The organism is Phycisphaerae bacterium, from assembly GCA_019636475.1.
GTDB lineage: Bacteria > Planctomycetota > Phycisphaerae > UBA1845 > UTPLA1 > JADJRI01.
Genome location: JAHBXN010000001.1, coordinates 255,789 through 273,060, shown reverse-complemented (window position 1 = coordinate 273,060; position 17,272 = coordinate 255,789). Strand labels below are relative to the sequence as shown.

The following is a 17,272-nucleotide window of genomic DNA, read 5'->3' as shown; positions in this document are numbered from 1 at the left end:
AACGATCAGCCGGTGCGTGCCACCCGGCGGCCCGACCGAAACGCCGCGATGGCCGATGCGGCGAGGAGGAATAGAAAAGGCATCGCCGGAAGCCGATAGCGTACTGAACCAACGAATACCACATGCACCAGACTAAAGTAGACAGCGGGTGCGAGCAATAACGCGATCAGGTCCGGCCGCCGCCGCAATAACCCGACTCCGACGATCGTCAGAAGAAACTCGGGTGCAACGGTCAACCAGCACGCCGCACGCAGAACAGGCGTTGTATAGCCAGATGCGTTGATCTCAATCGACCACGTTCTTTTGAGCTTTGCCAAAGCCAGCCGCACTGTATCCGCCGGATGCGCCGCAGCCCAGTCAATGGCGGCCTGACGGCAGATACGATCGCGTTTGAGTTCGTCCGCAGTCGGCGGGAATGGCGGATACTGAATGCGATCCATCCCGGGAGCTCCATCGGCCCACGGTCCGAGCGCTTCCATGAGGCTTGCGCCGCCGCCGATTCGCGTCGGGACGAATGCGCCATAGATTCCATAGTTGCGAATCATGGTCGGCGTCAGGACAAGGACACTGCAAACCAAGAATGTGCCCACTGCCGACAGATTACGCATGTTGGTGTACGGGATTCCTGCGACAGGCAAGTTCAGGCCGTTTTGAGCCTGCCCGCCCGTTGTCGCGCCGAGCGCTGGTAGCCCGGCCGATCGAAAGGGCCGCCTTGTGAGTAGGATGAGAAAAATCGGGCAAAGCGCGATCGGCAGGAACAAGTTGGTGCTTCGGGTCAGTGTCGCCGCACCGATGCAGATTCCCGCGAGCATCGCCCATGCGATGCAGTCCCGTTCCGCGCGAACCGACGCGGCGGATTCGCCGGTCCGGCGCAATGCGGAGCGAGTCATCGAATAAACACTCGCCAGCAATAGGAGAATGTAGAGCGACTCGGTCAGGACCAATCCGTTGAAAAAGAGGAGAATCGGATCGAGCGCGAGAATGAACGCCGCAATCAGGCCGACCCGCTCGCCAAGTATCCTCCGTCCCAAACCAGCGAGCAGCAGGACCGATGCGATCCCGAAAATTGAATTGCAGATGCGGCCGAATCGCAGGATGGCGTCTTCCGAGTTGAAACCGGCCAGCGGCGCTACCGACAGGACAAATGGATACAGCGGATCGGTGCCGCTTCGCAATTGCTCATGATCGATCGGACCCAGACCGGCTGCGATGTGCCGCGCAACCTGCACATACCGATGAGAATCCGGAAAATCGAATCGCGCGGGTCGCCGTTCGGCAAAGGCGAGCACCGCGATTCGAGCGATGCACGCCGCAACGACCGCGATACGAAGGCCCCTGCGATAGCTCGCCGATGCCCAATCGGCCCGCAGGTTCTCACTCGCAATGGCGTCGCTGACGTTCATCGAACCGGGTGCACCTCCGGTGTATCGATCGTGGCATCAGGCCTGGCTTCCGGTCGGCGTCTCTTGATGAACAGATATTTCCCGCGGCGTTCCGCGATCATTCTGTCCGGCAGTTCGACGATTCGATGCGCGATCTCTGGCCTGACGGCCCGGGTCACCGCTTCAATTCGCTCCGCACTGACCGCCTTCAATCCCGCGCCGCACCGACGCAGCGCGATGAGAACGACTTCGCCCAGGACCGCCGCCGATGCGTCGGACAAGGCGGCTGCACGGAGTGTGATGGCGTCGCAATCGGCGCAGGCCGCGGCGGCATCGAACAGTCCAGCGGCCGTTTCGGAAACGAAATCGGCCGCGTGGCGGGCGTGGGCCGCAAGACGAGTCAGGGCCCCGTCCACGTTCGGGTTGATCAATCGGCGAATTTCCGGGAGTAGCGCGTGTCGCAGCACATTGCGCGTTGCCACGGCTGTGTCATCATTCGTCGGATCGTGCATGAATGGAATGTCGCGCCGGTGCAGATAGTCGGTCACGTCCGATCGTCTCAGCGAGAGCATCGGACGAACAATCCGAATCTCACGGTCGGGCCGGAGGCGACGCGATTCGGACATGCCCGCAAGCCCTTTCAGGCTTGTGCCACGGAGGATACGGTGCAGCACTGTCTCGGCCTGATCGTCCGCCTGGTGGGCGACCGCTACGAATTTCGCATTGAACTGATCGGCCGCACGTTCGAAGAATTCATAACGGGCCTTTCGTCCGGCCTCCTCGAACGATTCGCCCGTCGACGCCGATCGTGCCGGCACGTCGATCCGCTCCTCGTAGAACGGAAGCCCCAGCCCGGCCGCGTTTCGATGCGTGAACTCCGCCATCTGCGCGGAGCTGCCTGGCGGCAGATGATGATCCAGATGCGCGACGCACAGATGCAGTCCGCATTTACGAAGCTGGTTCATCCGGAAAAGTCCGTGAAGCAGGGCGATCGAATCGCAGCCGCCCGACACGGCGCAGACAACGGCTGCCTCGCGCGGCAGGAGCCGAACAGTCGCCTCATACAGGAGTTTGTGGAAGCGGCGCGTGTCCATCGCCGTGCACCGAGTCAACGGGAATCATGCCATGACTTTGACGGGCCGGGCACGCCGGGATTCGCATCCTCCGTTCGCGCCCAATGGGCCTCGCATCCGAATTTCGACAAATTCAACTTCCGGCCGATCCTATTCGTCCTTGCGATCGATGTTGATTTCGATGGTCGCGCGCGCATCGGCGACTGCATCGGCGGAATCTGCATTCATCATCGCCTTGCGGCGCAGTTGCCCGCAAGCGGCGTCAATATCCAGGCCGCGTGACTTGCGAATGTGCGCGTTGACTCCGTGCTTACGCAGCGCCTGCTGAAAGGTGAATGCGTCTTCACTCGACGGCCGTCGATAGGGAAGCGGCTCAACCGGATTGTACCGCAGCAGGTTGACATTGCACCGGAGTTGCCGGGCGAATTGAGCGAGCTCGCGGGCATGGGAGGGCGAATCGTTCGTGCCGTGGAGCAGTGCGTATTCAAGCGTGATTTCGCGGCCGGTCTGGTTGAAGTAGTAGCGGCAGGCATCCACCAGTTCACGGATCGTGATCTTTTCCGCCCAGGGGATCAACTGCTGCCGCAACTCGTCATTGGGCGCGTGCAGCGATAACGCGAGATTCAATTGGAGTCCCTCGTCCGCCAGCTTGCGAATCTGCTTGGGCAGTCCGACCGTGCTGATCGTTATTTTTCTTGCGCCGATGTTCGGCCCCCACGGAGCGTTGATTGTATAAACCGCCGAGATCACGTTCTGGTAATTGGCGAGCGGTTCGCCTAATCCCATGAACACCAGATTGGACAATCGGCCGCCCGCTGTCGCGGCCTCGGCGGCGACGCGCAGCACCTGCTCCACGATTTCGCCGGACGTCAGATTCCGCTTCAGGCCGTCCAGACCACTGGCGCAGAAACGACACCCGACTGGACAGCCCACTTGCGAGCTGATGCAGCCCGTGATGTGGTGCTCCGATGGGAGCATCACGCATTCACTGGTCTGGGAATCCTCCCACTGCAGCAGCAGCTTGACTGTTCCATCGCTGGATGCCGCCCGTCGTGTGATCTCAGAGGTGAACAGGACAAATCGATCGGCCATTGCGGAGCGGAGTTGCTTCGACAGGTTCGTCATCGCCTCAAATGAAGTTGCGCCGCGCTCGTAAATCCACTGCATGACCTGCGTCGCGCGGTACGCGGGTTCGCCGATCGCTTCAAAATCGCGAACCAATTCCGGCAGCGACATTGAGAGCAGATGCCGGCGACTGGATGGACTGGGAGTATCAGACATGGTTATCGCGGAACTTGCGTCCTATTCGCCGATCAGCGTTCCAACATTCTGACCCATCACGGCGCGACGCATGTTCCCCGGCGTCATCAGGTTGAACACTTTGATCGGCACGCCATGCCGCTGGCACATGTCGACGGCCGACACGTCCATGACCTTCAATCGTTTGTCAATCACCTGATTATAAGTGAGTGTCGGAAGAAACTCGGCACGTTTGTCCTTTTTGGGGTCGGTGGTGTACACGCCGTCAACCTTGGTTGCCTTGAACAGGATGTCCGCTCCGATCTCCACCGATGCGAGCGCGGCCGCGGTGTCGGTCGTGACGAACGGCCGGCCGGTGCCCGCCGCCAGGATGACGACGCGCCCTTTCTCAAGGTGGCGGATGCAGCGACGTCGAATGAAATTCTCGCAGGCGCTGTGGATTGCGATCGACGATTGCACACGCGTCGGCTGACCGAGGTCTTCGAGAACGTCCTGCAAGGCCAGCGCGTTAATGACTGTTCCCAGCATGCCCATGTAATGGGCCGTCGCTTCCTGGATTCGGGCCTGCGAGGCTAGCGTGGTGCCGCGGATAAAATTGCCGCCGCCAACCACCACCGCCACATCCACGCCCAGTTCGCGAACCGCGATGATCTCGGCCGCGATCCGTCGGACCGCTTCGCCGTCGATGCCGAAATCGCCGTGACTCGAAGCGAAGCCTTCACCGGAGATTTTTAACAGAACGCGCCGGTAAACCCGCTTGCGCAATGCGGATCGGGCAGCGGTTTTCTTCTTTACGGGGGTCTTGATTGTCGCCATTCATCCACTCCTTTGTTCTGGCGGGACGGATAGTAGCGGCAAGCCATGCGGATCGACAGGGACTCGGGCTGCCGTCCGAAGCGGATGCTCGAACCGGCAATCTGGCTCCGGTCCCGAGGCGTGCTTATCGGGCCTCGGCTGAACGGGGTTCAAGCGGCCTGGTTCGGCTTTCGATGATGACCAATGAGAGGTGACCGATGAGCGACTCGAACCCCCAATCCAGTCAGTCCGATCCACAGTTTTCGAACATCCTCGCGGAATGCCCCGAGCTTTGGGATGTCGTTGACATGTTCGCGCGGGCATTACCCCAGACGATTCAGGAATTGCAGGATGCGCTGGATCAGTCGGCTTTTGATCAACTGATCGAATCGGCCCGCGCCCTCGCTCTGTCCGGCGGTGGTCATGGTTATCCGGAGCTGGTTGCGTACGCCTCGGCGATCGAGCGGTCTGCTCGGGAAGGGATGGTCAAGTCGCTCGAAACCCAACTTGCCGAGCTTCGCTCGCTGACAGACCGCATCCGGGAGGGCATTGACTCGCGGAGTCGTATTCGCGATTGACGTGGGCAAAAAAAAGTTCGCCCCGTCGGGTAACGGGGCGAAACTGCGTTTCCCAGGCATGGTTCCCGGGGCGCAGAAAGGAGAGAGGAAAGCGAGGTCGTGATGACCTCATCCACTATAACCTGACCCACGTGTGCCCTATTCCCGCGTCCCGATATAATCTTCAAACTGGACTGAAGACCCCTCCGCGATCAGCGACCCGCCTCGCGACGGTCTGACGCAGGAGACACCGCGTGAGCGTATTGAATGACCCACGAGCCGGCGCATCGCTGCTCATCATTGAAATCGGAAATTCGCACATCTCCGTGGCCACTTCGGTCGCGGGGCAGATTTTCTCCCACGAACGATTCAGCCATGACGAGATTGAGGCCGTTCTGAATGCGGCCGAAGCCGCATGGAACGCGCTTCCTCCGGATCGATTGAGAGCTGTGGCTGGTGTGTCGGTGGTCCCGGCGGTGCTGGAGCGACTGCGCGGACCCATCGAGGATCTGCTTCAGTCTCCGTTGCTCATCGTCGGGGAGGACCTCCATCGGCCGTTGTCGCTTGCAGTCGAATCCCCCGAATCGGTTGGTATCGACCGGGTCTGCGCCGCTGCTGCCGCGTATGACACGTTGAAGCATGCCTGCGTCGTGGCCAGCTTCGGCACGGCGATCACCATCGACTGCGTCAATGACGAGGGCGCGTTCATGGGTGGGGCGATTCTGCCGGGACTGGATCTCCAGGCGCGGTCACTGAATGAACATACGGCACAACTGCCGCGCGTCACGATTGAATCGCCGGAAGGTACCTACGGCGGATCAACAACCGAGGCCATCCGCCAGGGCATTGTGTACGGAGTTGTCGGTGGGCTTCGTGAAATTACCGAACGCTACGCAACAGAGCTGAAATCCTGGCCCGATCTCGTCGCCTGCGGCGGCAACGCCGAACTGATCGGGCGACATGCCGAGATAATCGACCGCATCGTTCCTGATTTGTGCATCCGTGGCGTCGCCGTCGCATACCGGATGCACTTCTCACCTCTTGCGGATTCCGGCGAAGAACAGTGAACGGGATCGAACTGGCGATGAACACGGCCTCTATCTTGACTCCGCCGGCGCCCGGCGCAATCGGCGTCGTCGCGATACACGGGCCGGACGTAATCACGATTCTGAACTCGGTCACGAGTCGAAGGTGCGAGGAGTCGGAATGGCCGGTGGGCCGACCGGTATTCTGCAGGATCAAGGATCGGGACGCGGTGCTGGACGACGCAATTGTCTGCGTTTTTCATCAGGCCGGTTCGACCTTTGCTGAAATTCATGTTCATGGGGGTGTGCGAGTCGTCCAGCGCGTGCTTATGGTTCTGGAGCGGGCCGGGGCCACCGCTGTTCCCGCCGGTGAGTTTTCGCATGTCCTCAGATCGGATGATGCCGTGGTCCGGAGAATCGACGATGCGATCATCGCGGCCCCTTCGCGCCGGCTTCTGAAGTGGCTGCTCGCACAGAGATTGATTCTGCCGGCTTATCTGCAAAGGTTGTCAACGGTTGCGCCTTCCGAGCGTGCGGAGTTTCGGGAGCGATCGAAGATCGCGGTCGCTCTGATGAGAGGACTCCGGGTCGCGCTCATCGGTCCGCCGAATGCCGGCAAGAGCACACTTGCCAATTGCCTGATTGGCCGAGACCGCATCATCACATCCGATGCGCCCGGCACGACACGGGATTGGATCAGCGAGACCGCGCTCATCGACGGCTGGCCGGTGACACTCACGGACACCGCCGGAATCCGGCACACGGAATGTGCGATCGAATCAGAGGCGATTCATCGGAGCCGGCAGCAGGCACGCATCGCGGATCTGGTGGTCGTCGTGATGGATGCGGCCACACCGCCGAGCGAGATGGACCGGATCGGTTCATCGCTGGCTGCAATGGTCGATGCGACTCAACCGGTCGTCGTTGTCTGGAATAAGTCGGACCTTCTTTCAAGTACAGCCGCTTCCGGACGGGGCGATCGATTCACCGATGAAATCGCACGCCGGTCACGCACTGGGCCGTTTGATTCCGCTCCATCGTGCAGTGTTTCGGCGAAATTCGGTGGAGGAATCGTCGAACTTGAGCGGCAACTATGCCGCATGCTCGGACTGGACCGGCTGGAAGATCGGCTTCCGACCGCATTCTTTTCGATCGAGGGCGACGAGCGCGACTGATGGACCGTGGAGACCTCCAATCAAGGATTGATGCGGCCGTCAATCGCCGGCGACCGCTGATCGAACGATCCGACCTCGACGCGTATCGGCTCTTTCACGGCGAAAGCGACGGTGTTTCCGGCATGGTCATCGAGCGGCTCGGTCCCGTTCTGATCGTGCAGTTTCACGAAGGGCGACTCTCGGTGTCGCCAGACGATGCACGGCCGGCGGTCGAGCGTCTGATGCACACGTTCGGCGTCAAAGCGGCCTATGCAAAGTATTTTGTACGAGATCGAAGCGAACTGACCCCCGCGCAGGCGGCGGAGCATACGCGATCGGCGCCGTGGCTCGGGGCAACCGTCGAACCGCGCATTACGGTGCGGGAGCAGAGCGCGTCGTTCATCATCCGCCCGTATGACGGCTTCTCGTATGGACTGTTCCTGGAACACCGGGACAATCGCGAGCGGATTCGAAAGCTCGCTGGAGGTCGCCGGGTACTTAATTTGTTTTGTTATACCTGCGGCTTCTCGATTGCGGCGGCCCAGGGCGGCGCGTCAGAAGTGTGCAGCGTGGACCTCTCAAAGCGGTATCTGGACTGGGGAAGAGCCAACTTCGAACTGAACCGCTTGGATCCTGGGGCCCATCGGTTCTACTGCTCTGACACGCTTGACTACTTTCGGCGTGTCGAACGCCAGGGTCGGCTCTTCGACATCGTCATCCTCGATCCGCCCACGTTCGCCCGGATGCGCCGACCGGCCCGGACATTCGTTCTTGAAAAGCAGCTTGGCGCGTTGCTGACCGGTGCGGCCAGAGTTCTGGACAAGGGCGGTGTGCTTCTCTTCGCCACGAATAACAGAGCAATGAACGGCGGCCGAATCGACCGCGAACTGCACCGAGCGGCGGGGGGCCGCAAATGCCGCATCATCGAGCGTCCGGGTCTGCAGTTGGATTTCGCCGGCGATCCGCATTATTCGCACACGGTCCTGGCCCGTTTTGATTGATGCCTGTTCGCGGCATGCGTTTTCGGCTTGGTGGGTCGCGGGTTTCCCTTCCATTCAGGCAAAATCAGCCTGATTTGCAAATTCCAGGTCCGATTTTCGATAATACTGACAGTGACCGGCGGATGGTGTCGTCTTTATTCCTGTGAGTATGGTGGTGGCCATGAGCGTGGACCCGAGCGATCAGGACTTGATCGCAGCGGCCCGAGCCGGTGAATGGACCGCGTTGGACGTGTTCATTCGCCGACACGAACGATGGGTGCGCCATGTCGTGTATTCCACGCTCGGCGAACCGTCGCTGGTTGATGATGTCGTTCAGCATGTATGGGCGAACGTCGTCCGGCAGATCGGATCGCTTGTTGATGTGGAACGTTGGCGCTCGTGGCTCTTCAGGCTGGCCCGCAATGCCGCGATCGATGCCGGACTGAAGCGCTCACGGGAAGGACGTCGCCGACGCCCGATTTGCGATGGCGATCCGGTCGCCAGTGATCGAGCCGATCCCGCTCGAACGGCGATTGAGTCGGAGCAGTATCACCGGATGCTCGACGCGATTCACGGCTTGCCGGAAATATATCGGGAGCCGTTCGTGCTCAAGCATCTGGAGGATTGGAGCTATGCGGAAATCGCGGACGCCATGTCGATCCCGGTCGACACCGTCGAAACGCGGTTGGTTCGAGCGCGGCGGCTGTTAAGAGCTGCGTTAACTGATACCGGAACTGAACGAAACACCGACGCACGATGAAGCACATAGACCCGAATATCCCGAATTCGATCAACGAAGACATCGAACGGCTGATCGTTCGACACCTTGATCGAGAGATATCGACGGCGGATCAGGCACGTCTGGCTCAGATCTTGAACGAAAATGCCGACGCGCGGGCAATGCTTGCGGAATATCGCGAAATTGATGCGATCGCCCGAACCGCGCTGCGGGCTGATGCGTCCGGCGCAACGCGTCCGGCGCCGCGAGACTCTTTTCCAAATCGCGCTGGTCCACCGCAACGCGTGTTGCATCCCTGGTTTGTGGGTGCGGCCGGTGCGATTCTTTCGGCTGCGGCGGTCATCGGCATCGCAGCCTTCATGCGGACCAGCCCGACAGAGCCGTCTGTGGCGACGAATTCCCGGCAGGTCCGGCCGTCGCTTCAGGATTTCGGATCCGAACGAACCAGACCGCTCGGCGTCACGCCGGCCGTCGAGTTCGCTGACTATCGAATACCCGATTATCAGCCTGGCGTCCGGGTTGAGAATGTATATCGCGACCTGATCGGAATCCGCGGTTCCGATCCGAATCGCATTTTTGTTTTCGAACGCGAGGCGCAGGCGACTCGGCGCGTGCCGGTTTCCGGAGACTTCTAGCGGCTGTTGTCGTCCGGTGTGGAACCGGATCGTGCGTGCCGCCGAAATGGCAATTCGCGGTTTGTGAGCCGGTTTTTTTGAGAGGAGCATCGGTTATGTTATCGTTCCACAGTGTTGTTTCTTTTCTGGCCTGCCTTTCGGCGGCATCCGTTTCCGTGCAGTCTGCGGCCTTGGCCGATCCGTCCGCGGCGCCGGTGATCGTCAAGCTGGCTCCGACGGATCAACCGGGCCAGCAGCCAAAGGTGGTCGTCCTCGGTCGTGTCGCCACTTCAGATGATCCCAACATCGCACGGATCGATCGAACCGACATCGCCGCTGGCGGTCCATGGATCGGCGTGCAGTTCGGTCCCTTGCCCAAGCCCCTGCGTGCACACCTGAAGCTGTCGGCCGGTGTCGGCCAGATGGTCCTGAATGTTGCGGAAGGCTCACCCGCCGAAGCGGCCGGCATCCAGCAATACGACATCATCACCGCCATGGACGGCCGCGAGTCCTCCAGCGACATGGGCGCATTCCTTGACTCGATCCGAGCGTTCGCTCCGAACGAAACGCACCTGTTGTCGGTCATTCGCGAGGGGGCGCCCATTGAGGTCAAACTGGTCGTCGGCTCCCGCCCGGAGAACTGGGCCGACTTGAAATACAAGTACGAGATGGATGAGGAAGTTCCTTTTGCAGGGCGGCAACTCTTCCGCCGGGGTGGGATGTTGGAGAAAGACGCCCAGGGAAACTGGATGTATAAGGATCTCGATCAGCTCAACGAGATGAGCGACATCTGGTCCCACATTCCGCAGTTCAATCCGGACGATCTCCAGTTCTCGTGGCAGCAGTCGGGTCCGGACGCACAAAACCAGGTGCAGGTCTTTGTGAACAAGGGCGTTGAGCTGCGAATCGAACGAGGCGATGACGGCAAAATCACCGTGAATCGCACCGAGCGGGATGGTGACCAGACCAAGACCAGTTCCTCAACCTACGACAACGAGGACGCCTTCAAAGCCGCTGATCCTGAGACATACAAGTCATACAAGGGCGGATTCGGCGGCGAAGGCCGCATGTTTTTCAAGTTCAATCCCTCGACGATCGGGCAGGGTCCCGACGGCAAACCGTTCGGATTTGAGATCGAACTGAAGGAACTGCACGAAGCCGCGGACGCCATGCGAAAAGAGGCCGAGGCCGCGCAGCAAAGCGCTGATTCCCTCCGGCAGACCCTTCGAAAGAAGGTCATCGTCCGACGCGGCGACGGCGCAGGCGCCGAGACGACCGACGTGATCGTCGAAGGCAAGGCGGCGACAGTCTTCGAGGTTGAGGCCGATGGCGCCGTGCGGGTTACCACGCGAAACGGCGATTCCGAAATCGTCGAGCGATTCAGCAGTATCGACGCGATGAAAGCCGCCCGTCCCGAACTGGCTGCAAAATATGACTCGCTCCGAAGTGCGGCCGGCGAATAGTCCGCCCCACGTGCGAGTTACAGTACCCCACTCCACCCACACCTGAAATGTTTCGCGTAGTTGGCGGAACGCGTAGGGCAAAGCGCCTCGGTCGATCGAAGTCGGCCGGGGCGCTTTATCTTTCGGCGACTGAATGGCTCGTGCCGATTCGAACGCCGGCATCCGACATTCTTGCAATGGCCGAGTCGATGTCGCCCGGATTCAATTCCACCCCGCGACATCCGTCGAGAATCAGTGTGACTTCGTAGCCCAGCGATCGCGCATCGAGCGCCGTCGCAAGGACACAGTAATCCGTCGCAAGCCCCATGACGAAAAGATGGATCACGCCCTGACTTCGCAGATAGGGGGCCAGATCCGTGGCGACGCGGCGGGAGTTGTCAAAGAAGCCGCTGTAGCTGTCCACGGCCGGATTCATTCCCTTTCGCACGACGTGCGCGATTCGTGAGTCATCAAGGTCTGCATGCAGTCGAGCCCCGTGGGTACCTTGCACGCAGTGTACGGGCCACAACGTCTGCTCGACGCCGTCAAGCATGATCCGATCGCCCACCGACCGGCCGGGGTGATTTGCCGCGAAGCTTGCATGGTTCGATGGATGCCAGTCCTGTGTCGCGACGACAAGATCACATTCTGCCATCGCTCGGTTCGCGATCGGCACGACGGCATCGCCATCCGCAACCGCCAGCGCACCGCCCGGCATGAAATCGTATTGCAGATCGATCAGAAGGAGTGCATTCATGGCTGGATCCCGCATGTGATTTCGCAACGGCTCAATGCAGACCGACTGAAGAATCAGATTTCGAAATTGAAGCCCGCACTGGCGAGCCGCTGATACTGTCGTCGGTCAAATCGGTAGAGTCGCGCCGCCCGGTGAGGAACGTCCGCCTGCCGTTCCGGCAGCTCGATCAGTATCTTCATTTTCAGCATCTTTCGACGGAAATTACGCTTATCGAGCTGACGGCCGAGGATCACCTCGTACATGCGCTGCAGCTGGGAAAGCGTGAACTTTCGCGGCAGCAACTCAAACCCGATCGGCTGATACCGCACCTTGGCTCTCAGGCGGTCGCATGCCACCTGGAGTATCTGGGCATGGTCGAACGCCATCGGCCCCACGCGCATCACATCCACCCACTTCGCGTCCGCCGCGTCGTCACCCGCTTTCGTCTGGTGCAACTCAGGCTTCACCAGCGCATAGTAACCAACGCTGATCACCCGGCCGCGTGGATCGCGCGCGGGATCGCCGAAGGTGTAAAGCTGCTCTAGATAGAGATCCCGGACGCCCGTCTCCTCGCGCAGTTCGCGAAGCGCCGCGGTTTCGAGCGGCTCGTCCATTTCAATGAAGCCCCCGGGTAGTGCCCACGCGCCCTGGTGGGGCGAGCGGGCTCGCCGAATCAGCAGCACTTTCAACGCGTCATCAGCCAATCCGAACACGACGCAATCGACCACAACCATCGGCCTCGGATATTCGTAGGTGAAACTCATTCGGCACGCTCTCTCGCTTCAAGAATGAGCCGCGTCTTGAGATCGTGCAGGCTTTTCTCCAGGCCGACCGGATAGCCATGCGGAAAGGTGAAACGCTTGATGCTTGGGTGGAGGCTGGCCAGTTGTTCCGCCGCCACGCGCCGTGATTCCGATAGTGGCGGGATGGCGTAAACACATTCGCCGCCTCGGAAGACCGGCACCAGCAGATCTTCGTGCGGCGCCGTCGCGGGAAGGTGCTTTCGTCTTGTCAGATCAAGTGGGTCGACGATGGTGCAGCCGGTGGTCAGATCTGTGTTGATATCGTGAATCGCATCGCCTGAAAATAGACCATCGTCGCGATAACGCCGCACCTGCAATATGCCGGGTGTGGAGATTTTGACCGACTGCTCGGAGAGCTTCAACGTATATCGCCAGGGCTGTCCGGGCTTTCGGACCGCCGTCATCTTGTAAACGCCCCCCAACGCGGGTTGATCGTGGCCCGTGACCAGCTTCGTGCCGACTCCCCAGACGCTGATCTTGGCGCCCTGATCCCACAGACTCTCGATGATTTTCTCGTCGAGATCGTTGCTCGCCACAATCGCAGCGCCGGGAAAACCCGCCTCGTCCAGTATTTTTCGTGCTTCAATGCTCAGATAAGCCAGGTCCCCAGAATCCAGACGGATGCCTCCCAGTTCGTGGCCTTGCTCGCGAAGGCGCTTCCCGATCTCGACGGCGCGCCGCACGCCATCGAGCGAGTCATAGGTGTCCACGAGGAAGACACAGTTGTTCGGCATCGTCGCGGCGTATGCCTCGAAGGCCTCTCGCTCCGAATCGAAACACATCACCCAACTGTGAGCGTGCGTGCCGCGAACCGGGATGCCGAACAATTTCCCCGCGAGGACATTCGATGTCGCCGTGCATCCGCCGATATAGGCCGCACGACTCGCGGAGAGCGAACCGTCGATGCCATGGGCGCGTCGCAGACCGAATTCGAGGACGGGCTCGCCGCGCGCGGCCATGCAGACCCGGGACGCCTTGGTCGCGATGAGCGTCTGAAAGTTGATGATGTTGAGAATCGGCGACTCCAGCAGTTGGCTCTCGATGATCGGCCCGCAGACGCGCACGAGGGGCTCGTGGGGAAAGACCGATGTTCCTTCCGGAATCGCGTCGATATCGCACGTCAGCCGCAGACCGGCGAGATAGTCAATGAATGCGGGCTCGAACAGCCGCTTGCCGTCATTGCCCGTCAGGCCGGATAGATAGTCCAGGTCGGATTCATCGAACCGAAATCGTTCGAGAAATCCGATCAGGGAGCCGAGGCCCGCCGCAATGCTGAAACCGCCGTCAAACGGATTCTTCCGGTAGGTCAGGGTGAAGACGGCCTCACGGTCCGCGACGCCGGATTTCCAGTATCCGTATGCCATCGTTAATTGATAAAAGTCTGTCAGCAGGCCGAGTGACGTGCGGTAGAGATCAGGGGGCGAACTCATCGGCTTTCATCTCCTGCCCCGCAATCATAGTGTTTCTATTACACTAAGTCCACGGCGCAAGCAGTGTGCCGCGCCAGCTCCACTAAGAAGCCGCAACGCGCCGTGAAGGTCCGGTACGGTGATCGCTTCTTCTTCATCCGGCGATTCCCGCCGATCCCGTTGAAACTGCCGCCTCTTAGCGAGCGGCGATTCCGTACTGCACGGACTTGTCGCAAATGAATGGAATATGGGTACTTCGACGTGGGGCGGGAAACGGGGTGTTCAAAATCCGCGGAGCGCATTGAGTCGCCGGCATTCCTCGCAGATCGGAAAATTGCCCAGTCAAGTGTCTTGATTTGAACCCCGATCAACTAATGGAAGTTCATGCACGCCAGCGGGTTGGAGATTCCACTCTTTACATTCGCCGGCAGAGCATCCGGAGCGGACGCGCGCCTGCGGCACTGAATGAATCGACGGGATTCGATGGTCGCGGAAGGGACTAACCGATGTCACGGATCCGGCATTCAGACAATCCAGATCGTCGACATACTCGGTCGGCAAAGTCGTTGACCATGACTCTTGGTGTCTGGGCGGCCGCGCTGATCGTGGGAATATACCTCCTCGTAGCCCACTCATTCGTTAATGGCTCTCGAGGAATGGCGCCAGGCAACTGGCCGGACCGATCGAAGCTCACCTGCGCTTCCGATCAAATGACGCTCGTCACGTTCATTCATCCCGCGTGCCCCTGCTCCATGGCGTCGATCGAAGAACTCGCTCGAATTCAGGCACACTGCGGCGAGCGACTGAAGTTCTATGTCGTCTTCGTTTGGTCCGGCGGCAGCTCGCAATTGGACGCATCAATGACCTATCGATCTTCGATTGCGAATCCGGGGTTCGAATCCGTGGTCGATCGCGACACGTCCGAGGCTCGAGCCTTTGGAGCTCAAACGTCGGGTCACGCATTCCTCTTCGCGCGAGACGGCCGCCTGGTTTTCGATGGTGGTATCACCGGTGCAAGGGGCCACTCCGGGGACAACCTGGGTCAAATGGCGATCGAGGAATGGGTGTTCAAGGGGCGATCCGACACCATCGCGACCCCGGTCTTTGGTTGCGGCCTTTTGCATCCTTCAGAGTCGGGACTGGAGGGGGCGAGATGATCCCCGCTCAGACCGCATCCTCGGAAAACTGTGCGTCCGCGCCGCTGACCGCACGTGGCGAGGCGATTCTGTGCAACAGCCTTCTGGCGATCCGAACCAGAACCGATCGAATGTTCATCGTTCTGATGTTGTCGCAGTTCGTTCTCGGCGTGATCGCGGCGTTGCTGGTTTCCCCCAGGACCTGGTCCGGTCCGATCAACAGGCTTCACATCCATGTCTATGCGGCGCTGATTCTCGGTGCGATCATCAGCAGCCTGCCGATCTACCTGGCGATCACGCGACCCGGCGAAGCGGTGACACGGCATGTCATTGCGATCGCACAGACAGTCTGGTCCGCATTGCTGATCCATTTGACGGGCGGGCGAATCGAAACCCACTTCCATGTGTTTGGTTCGCTGGCATTCCTCGCGTTCTATCGCGATTGGCGGGTCTTGCTGACAGCAACAGCGGTTGTGACGGCCGACCACGCATTTCGAGGCATCTATTGGCCCCAGTCAGTGTATGGCGTGCTTCTGGCCAGTCCCTGGCGCACGCTTGAGCACGCGGGCTGGGTGGTATTTGAGGACATCTTCCTGATCCAGTCCTGCATTCAGGGGGTATCCCGGCTGCGCGAGCTTGCGCGCCAGCAATCCGAACTGGAGGGAACGAATGAACGAATCGAACGCGAAGTGGCGGATCGGACGTGCGATCTTCAGATCGCGAACAGGGAACTTGCGGAGCACAAGCTCGAAATGGAGGCGATGGTCGAAAGACTGGAGTCGGTCAATGGCGAATTAGAGCGAGCGCGCGCCGAAGCGGATGCGGCAAACACCGCAAAGAGCGAATTCCTCGCAAACATGAGTCACGAAATTCGGACGCCCATGGCGGCGATTCTCGGCTACGCGGACCTGCTGATCGAAGACGGCGATATCAACCGTGCGCCGGAAAAACGAATCAGCGCGCTGCGAACCATTCAACGCAACGGCGATCACCTGCTGCGGATCATCAACGACATTCTGGATCTGTCGAAGATTGAATCGGGGAGAATGCCGGTCGAGCAGGTGCCCTGTGCGCCGATTCAGGTCGTGTCCGACGTCCTGTCACTCATGAGAGTACGGGCCGATTCAAAAAATCTGGCGATCAAAGTCGAATTCACAGGCCCGATTCCCGAAACGGTCATCAGCGACCCGACACGCCTTCGCCAGATACTGATCAACCTCCTCGGCAACGCCATCAAATTCACCGAGAACGGGGGAGTGAAACTCTCTGTACGCTATGTCGCGGAGCCGACACACTCGCTCCAGTTTGACGTGCATGATACCGGAATCGGCATCACGGATGAGCAGGCCCGCGCCCTGTTCCGGGCGTTTTCGCAGGCTGATGCATCGATGACTCGGCGTTTCGGAGGCACCGGCCTCGGACTCGCGGTCAGCAAGCGATTGGCCCAACTGCTCGGCGGCGATATCGAGCTGATTTATTCACGACCCGCAATCGGAACGACTTTCCGCTGCCGGATCGCCATCGGGGATGTTTCTTCATTGAAGTGGATCAGGGATCCGGCGCTCGCAATGGTCGAAAAGCAGGCGGCGAATGAACTTATCGATGAAAACATGACCGCCAAGCCTAAACCGGTATGCTTCAAGGGTCGGCGATTTTTGCTCGCGGAAGACGGGCCCGACAATCAACGCTTGATCTGCTACATCCTTCAGCGAGCCGGAGCGGAAGTCACGGTTGTGAATTCCGGCAGGGAAGCCTTGAACGGGGCGACCGACGCACTTCTTCGGGGGCGTCCATTCGACGTGATTCTCATGGACGTGCAGATGCCGGAGATGGACGGCCTTGAGGCGACAATGGCGCTGCGCGCCCGGGGATATTCCGCGCCGATCATCGCCTTAACCGCGCATGCCATGGCTGATGATCGCGAAAAATGCATCCGGGCCGGGTGCGATGATTACGCCACCAAGCCGATCGAACGCGAAAAACTCTTCGCCTCAATCAATTCACAACTCGAGCGAAGCCGGAACCGCGCACTGCTGATCTAACGAGCACGGCGGCCGGCAATCCCCGCTTTTCCGGCTCTCGCGATGCGGCGGAATTTGGGCTAGAATCCGCCGCAACTATGTGATATTTTTCACGAACTCCGTCAGGCCCAACGGCTGCCGGGGTT

Annotated in this window: 16 protein-coding genes; 9 read left to right on the top strand and 7 right to left on the bottom strand. The window is 60.1% G+C overall.

Features of this window, described 5'->3' with window-relative positions:
- Positions 1-5: 5 nt before the first annotated feature.
- The 4 genes from KF841_01190 to pyrH all read right to left on the bottom strand — a co-directional run bounded on the left by KF841_01190 (position 6) and on the right by pyrH (position 4,480).
- On the bottom strand, positions 6-1,403 hold the full coding sequence (locus KF841_01190) for a glycosyltransferase family 39 protein (GenBank protein MBX3393960.1): 1,398 nt from the start codon (positions 1,401-1,403) through the stop codon (positions 6-8).
- Positions 1,400-2,476 (bottom strand): tRNA lysidine(34) synthetase TilS, encoded by a 1,077-nt coding sequence (gene tilS / locus KF841_01185; GenBank protein ID MBX3393959.1) that lies wholly within the window; start codon positions 2,474-2,476, stop codon positions 1,400-1,402. Before tilS ends, KF841_01190 begins: the two co-directional genes overlap by 4 nt.
- A 129-nt stretch (positions 2,477-2,605) precedes the next feature.
- Positions 2,606-3,736 carry a 23S rRNA (adenine(2503)-C(2))-methyltransferase RlmN gene (gene rlmN / locus KF841_01180; protein ID MBX3393958.1) on the bottom strand — a complete coding sequence of 377 codons (1,131 nt, stop codon included), beginning with the start codon at positions 3,734-3,736 and terminating at the stop codon, positions 2,606-2,608.
- A 21-nt stretch (positions 3,737-3,757) separates the two neighbouring features.
- Positions 3,758-4,480, bottom strand: a complete 723-nt coding sequence (gene pyrH / locus KF841_01175; protein ID MBX3393957.1) for a UMP kinase — start codon at positions 4,478-4,480, stop codon at positions 3,758-3,760.
- Between the two features lie 248 nt (positions 4,481-4,728).
- Between pyrH and KF841_01170 the strand changes: the two genes are divergently transcribed.
- The 7 genes from KF841_01170 to KF841_01140 all read left to right on the top strand — a co-directional run bounded on the left by KF841_01170 (position 4,729) and on the right by KF841_01140 (position 11,042).
- Positions 4,729-5,088 (top strand): Hpt domain-containing protein, encoded by a 360-nt coding sequence (locus KF841_01170; GenBank protein ID MBX3393956.1) that lies wholly within the window; start codon positions 4,729-4,731, stop codon positions 5,086-5,088.
- A 233-nt stretch (positions 5,089-5,321) separates the two neighbouring features.
- Positions 5,322-6,134 carry a type III pantothenate kinase gene (locus KF841_01165; GenBank protein ID MBX3393955.1) on the top strand — a complete coding sequence of 271 codons (813 nt, stop codon included), beginning with the start codon at positions 5,322-5,324 and terminating at the stop codon, positions 6,132-6,134.
- Between the two features lie 17 nt (positions 6,135-6,151).
- On the top strand, positions 6,152-7,267 hold the full coding sequence (locus tag KF841_01160) for a 50S ribosome-binding GTPase (GenBank protein ID MBX3393954.1): 1,116 nt from the start codon (positions 6,152-6,154) through the stop codon (positions 7,265-7,267).
- The gene (locus tag KF841_01155) at positions 7,267-8,247 is read left to right on the top strand and encodes a class I SAM-dependent rRNA methyltransferase (protein ID MBX3393953.1); all 981 of its coding nucleotides are present in this window, start codon (positions 7,267-7,269) and stop codon (positions 8,245-8,247) included. Before KF841_01160 ends, KF841_01155 begins: the two co-directional genes overlap by 1 nt.
- Before the next feature lie 160 nt (positions 8,248-8,407).
- Positions 8,408-8,986: an RNA polymerase sigma factor gene (locus KF841_01150; protein ID MBX3393952.1), complete on the top strand. Its 579-nt coding sequence runs from the start codon at positions 8,408-8,410 to the stop codon at positions 8,984-8,986.
- Entirely contained in the window at positions 8,983-9,600 is a 618-nt protein-coding gene (locus tag KF841_01145) for a hypothetical protein (GenBank protein MBX3393951.1), read from the top strand. The genes KF841_01150 and KF841_01145 overlap by 4 nt, the downstream gene beginning before the upstream one ends.
- Positions 9,601-9,695: 95 nt before the next feature.
- On the top strand, positions 9,696-11,042 hold the full coding sequence (locus KF841_01140) for a PDZ domain-containing protein (protein ID MBX3393950.1): 1,347 nt from the start codon (positions 9,696-9,698) through the stop codon (positions 11,040-11,042).
- A 115-nt stretch (positions 11,043-11,157) separates the two neighbouring features.
- Here KF841_01140 and pncA read toward each other — a convergent pair whose 3' ends face one another.
- Genes pncA through KF841_01125 form a run of 3 tightly spaced genes read right to left on the bottom strand, consistent with a single transcriptional unit; the run spans position 11,158 to position 13,990 of the window.
- The gene (gene pncA, locus KF841_01135) at positions 11,158-11,778 is read right to left on the bottom strand and encodes a bifunctional nicotinamidase/pyrazinamidase (GenBank protein ID MBX3393949.1); all 621 of its coding nucleotides are present in this window, start codon (positions 11,776-11,778) and stop codon (positions 11,158-11,160) included.
- A 53-nt stretch (positions 11,779-11,831) separates the two neighbouring features.
- Positions 11,832-12,521 carry an NUDIX hydrolase gene (locus KF841_01130; GenBank protein MBX3393948.1) on the bottom strand — a complete coding sequence of 230 codons (690 nt, stop codon included), beginning with the start codon at positions 12,519-12,521 and terminating at the stop codon, positions 11,832-11,834.
- Positions 12,518-13,990: a nicotinate phosphoribosyltransferase gene (locus KF841_01125; GenBank protein ID MBX3393947.1), complete on the bottom strand. Its 1,473-nt coding sequence runs from the start codon at positions 13,988-13,990 to the stop codon at positions 12,518-12,520. Before KF841_01125 ends, KF841_01130 begins: the two co-directional genes overlap by 4 nt.
- A 635-nt stretch (positions 13,991-14,625) precedes the next feature.
- Here KF841_01125 and KF841_01120 point away from each other — a divergent pair.
- Positions 14,626-15,126: a RedB protein gene (locus tag KF841_01120; protein MBX3393946.1), complete on the top strand. Its 501-nt coding sequence runs from the start codon at positions 14,626-14,628 to the stop codon at positions 15,124-15,126.
- Positions 15,123-17,147, top strand: coding sequence for a response regulator (locus KF841_01115; GenBank protein MBX3393945.1), 2,025 nt, complete (start codon positions 15,123-15,125; stop codon positions 17,145-17,147). Before KF841_01120 ends, KF841_01115 begins: the two co-directional genes overlap by 4 nt.
- Positions 17,148-17,272: the final 125 nt, after the last annotated feature.

Coding starts and splice junctions, on each gene's coding strand:
- KF841_01160 (MBX3393954.1), top strand. CDS start 6,152: ATGAACACGGCCTCTATCTTGACTCCGCCGGCGCCCGGCGCAATCGGC.
- KF841_01150 (MBX3393952.1), top strand. CDS start 8,408: ATGAGCGTGGACCCGAGCGATCAGGACTTGATCGCAGCGGCCCGAGCC.
- pncA (MBX3393949.1), bottom strand. CDS start 11,778: ATGAATGCACTCCTTCTGATCGATCTGCAATACGATTTCATGCCGGGC.
- KF841_01120 (MBX3393946.1), top strand. CDS start 14,626: ATGGCGCCAGGCAACTGGCCGGACCGATCGAAGCTCACCTGCGCTTCC.
- KF841_01130 (MBX3393948.1), bottom strand. CDS start 12,521: ATGAGTTTCACCTACGAATATCCGAGGCCGATGGTTGTGGTCGATTGC.
- KF841_01190 (MBX3393960.1), bottom strand. CDS start 1,403: ATGAACGTCAGCGACGCCATTGCGAGTGAGAACCTGCGGGCCGATTGG.
- KF841_01170 (MBX3393956.1), top strand. CDS start 4,729: ATGAGCGACTCGAACCCCCAATCCAGTCAGTCCGATCCACAGTTTTCG.
- KF841_01155 (MBX3393953.1), top strand. CDS start 7,267: ATGGACCGTGGAGACCTCCAATCAAGGATTGATGCGGCCGTCAATCGC.
- KF841_01115 (MBX3393945.1), top strand. CDS start 15,123: ATGATCCCCGCTCAGACCGCATCCTCGGAAAACTGTGCGTCCGCGCCG.
- KF841_01140 (MBX3393950.1), top strand. CDS start 9,696: ATGTTATCGTTCCACAGTGTTGTTTCTTTTCTGGCCTGCCTTTCGGCG.
- KF841_01125 (MBX3393947.1), bottom strand. CDS start 13,990: ATGAGTTCGCCCCCTGATCTCTACCGCACGTCACTCGGCCTGCTGACA.
- KF841_01145 (MBX3393951.1), top strand. CDS start 8,983: ATGAAGCACATAGACCCGAATATCCCGAATTCGATCAACGAAGACATC.
- rlmN (MBX3393958.1), bottom strand. CDS start 3,736: ATGTCTGATACTCCCAGTCCATCCAGTCGCCGGCATCTGCTCTCAATG.
- tilS (MBX3393959.1), bottom strand. CDS start 2,476: ATGGACACGCGCCGCTTCCACAAACTCCTGTATGAGGCGACTGTTCGG.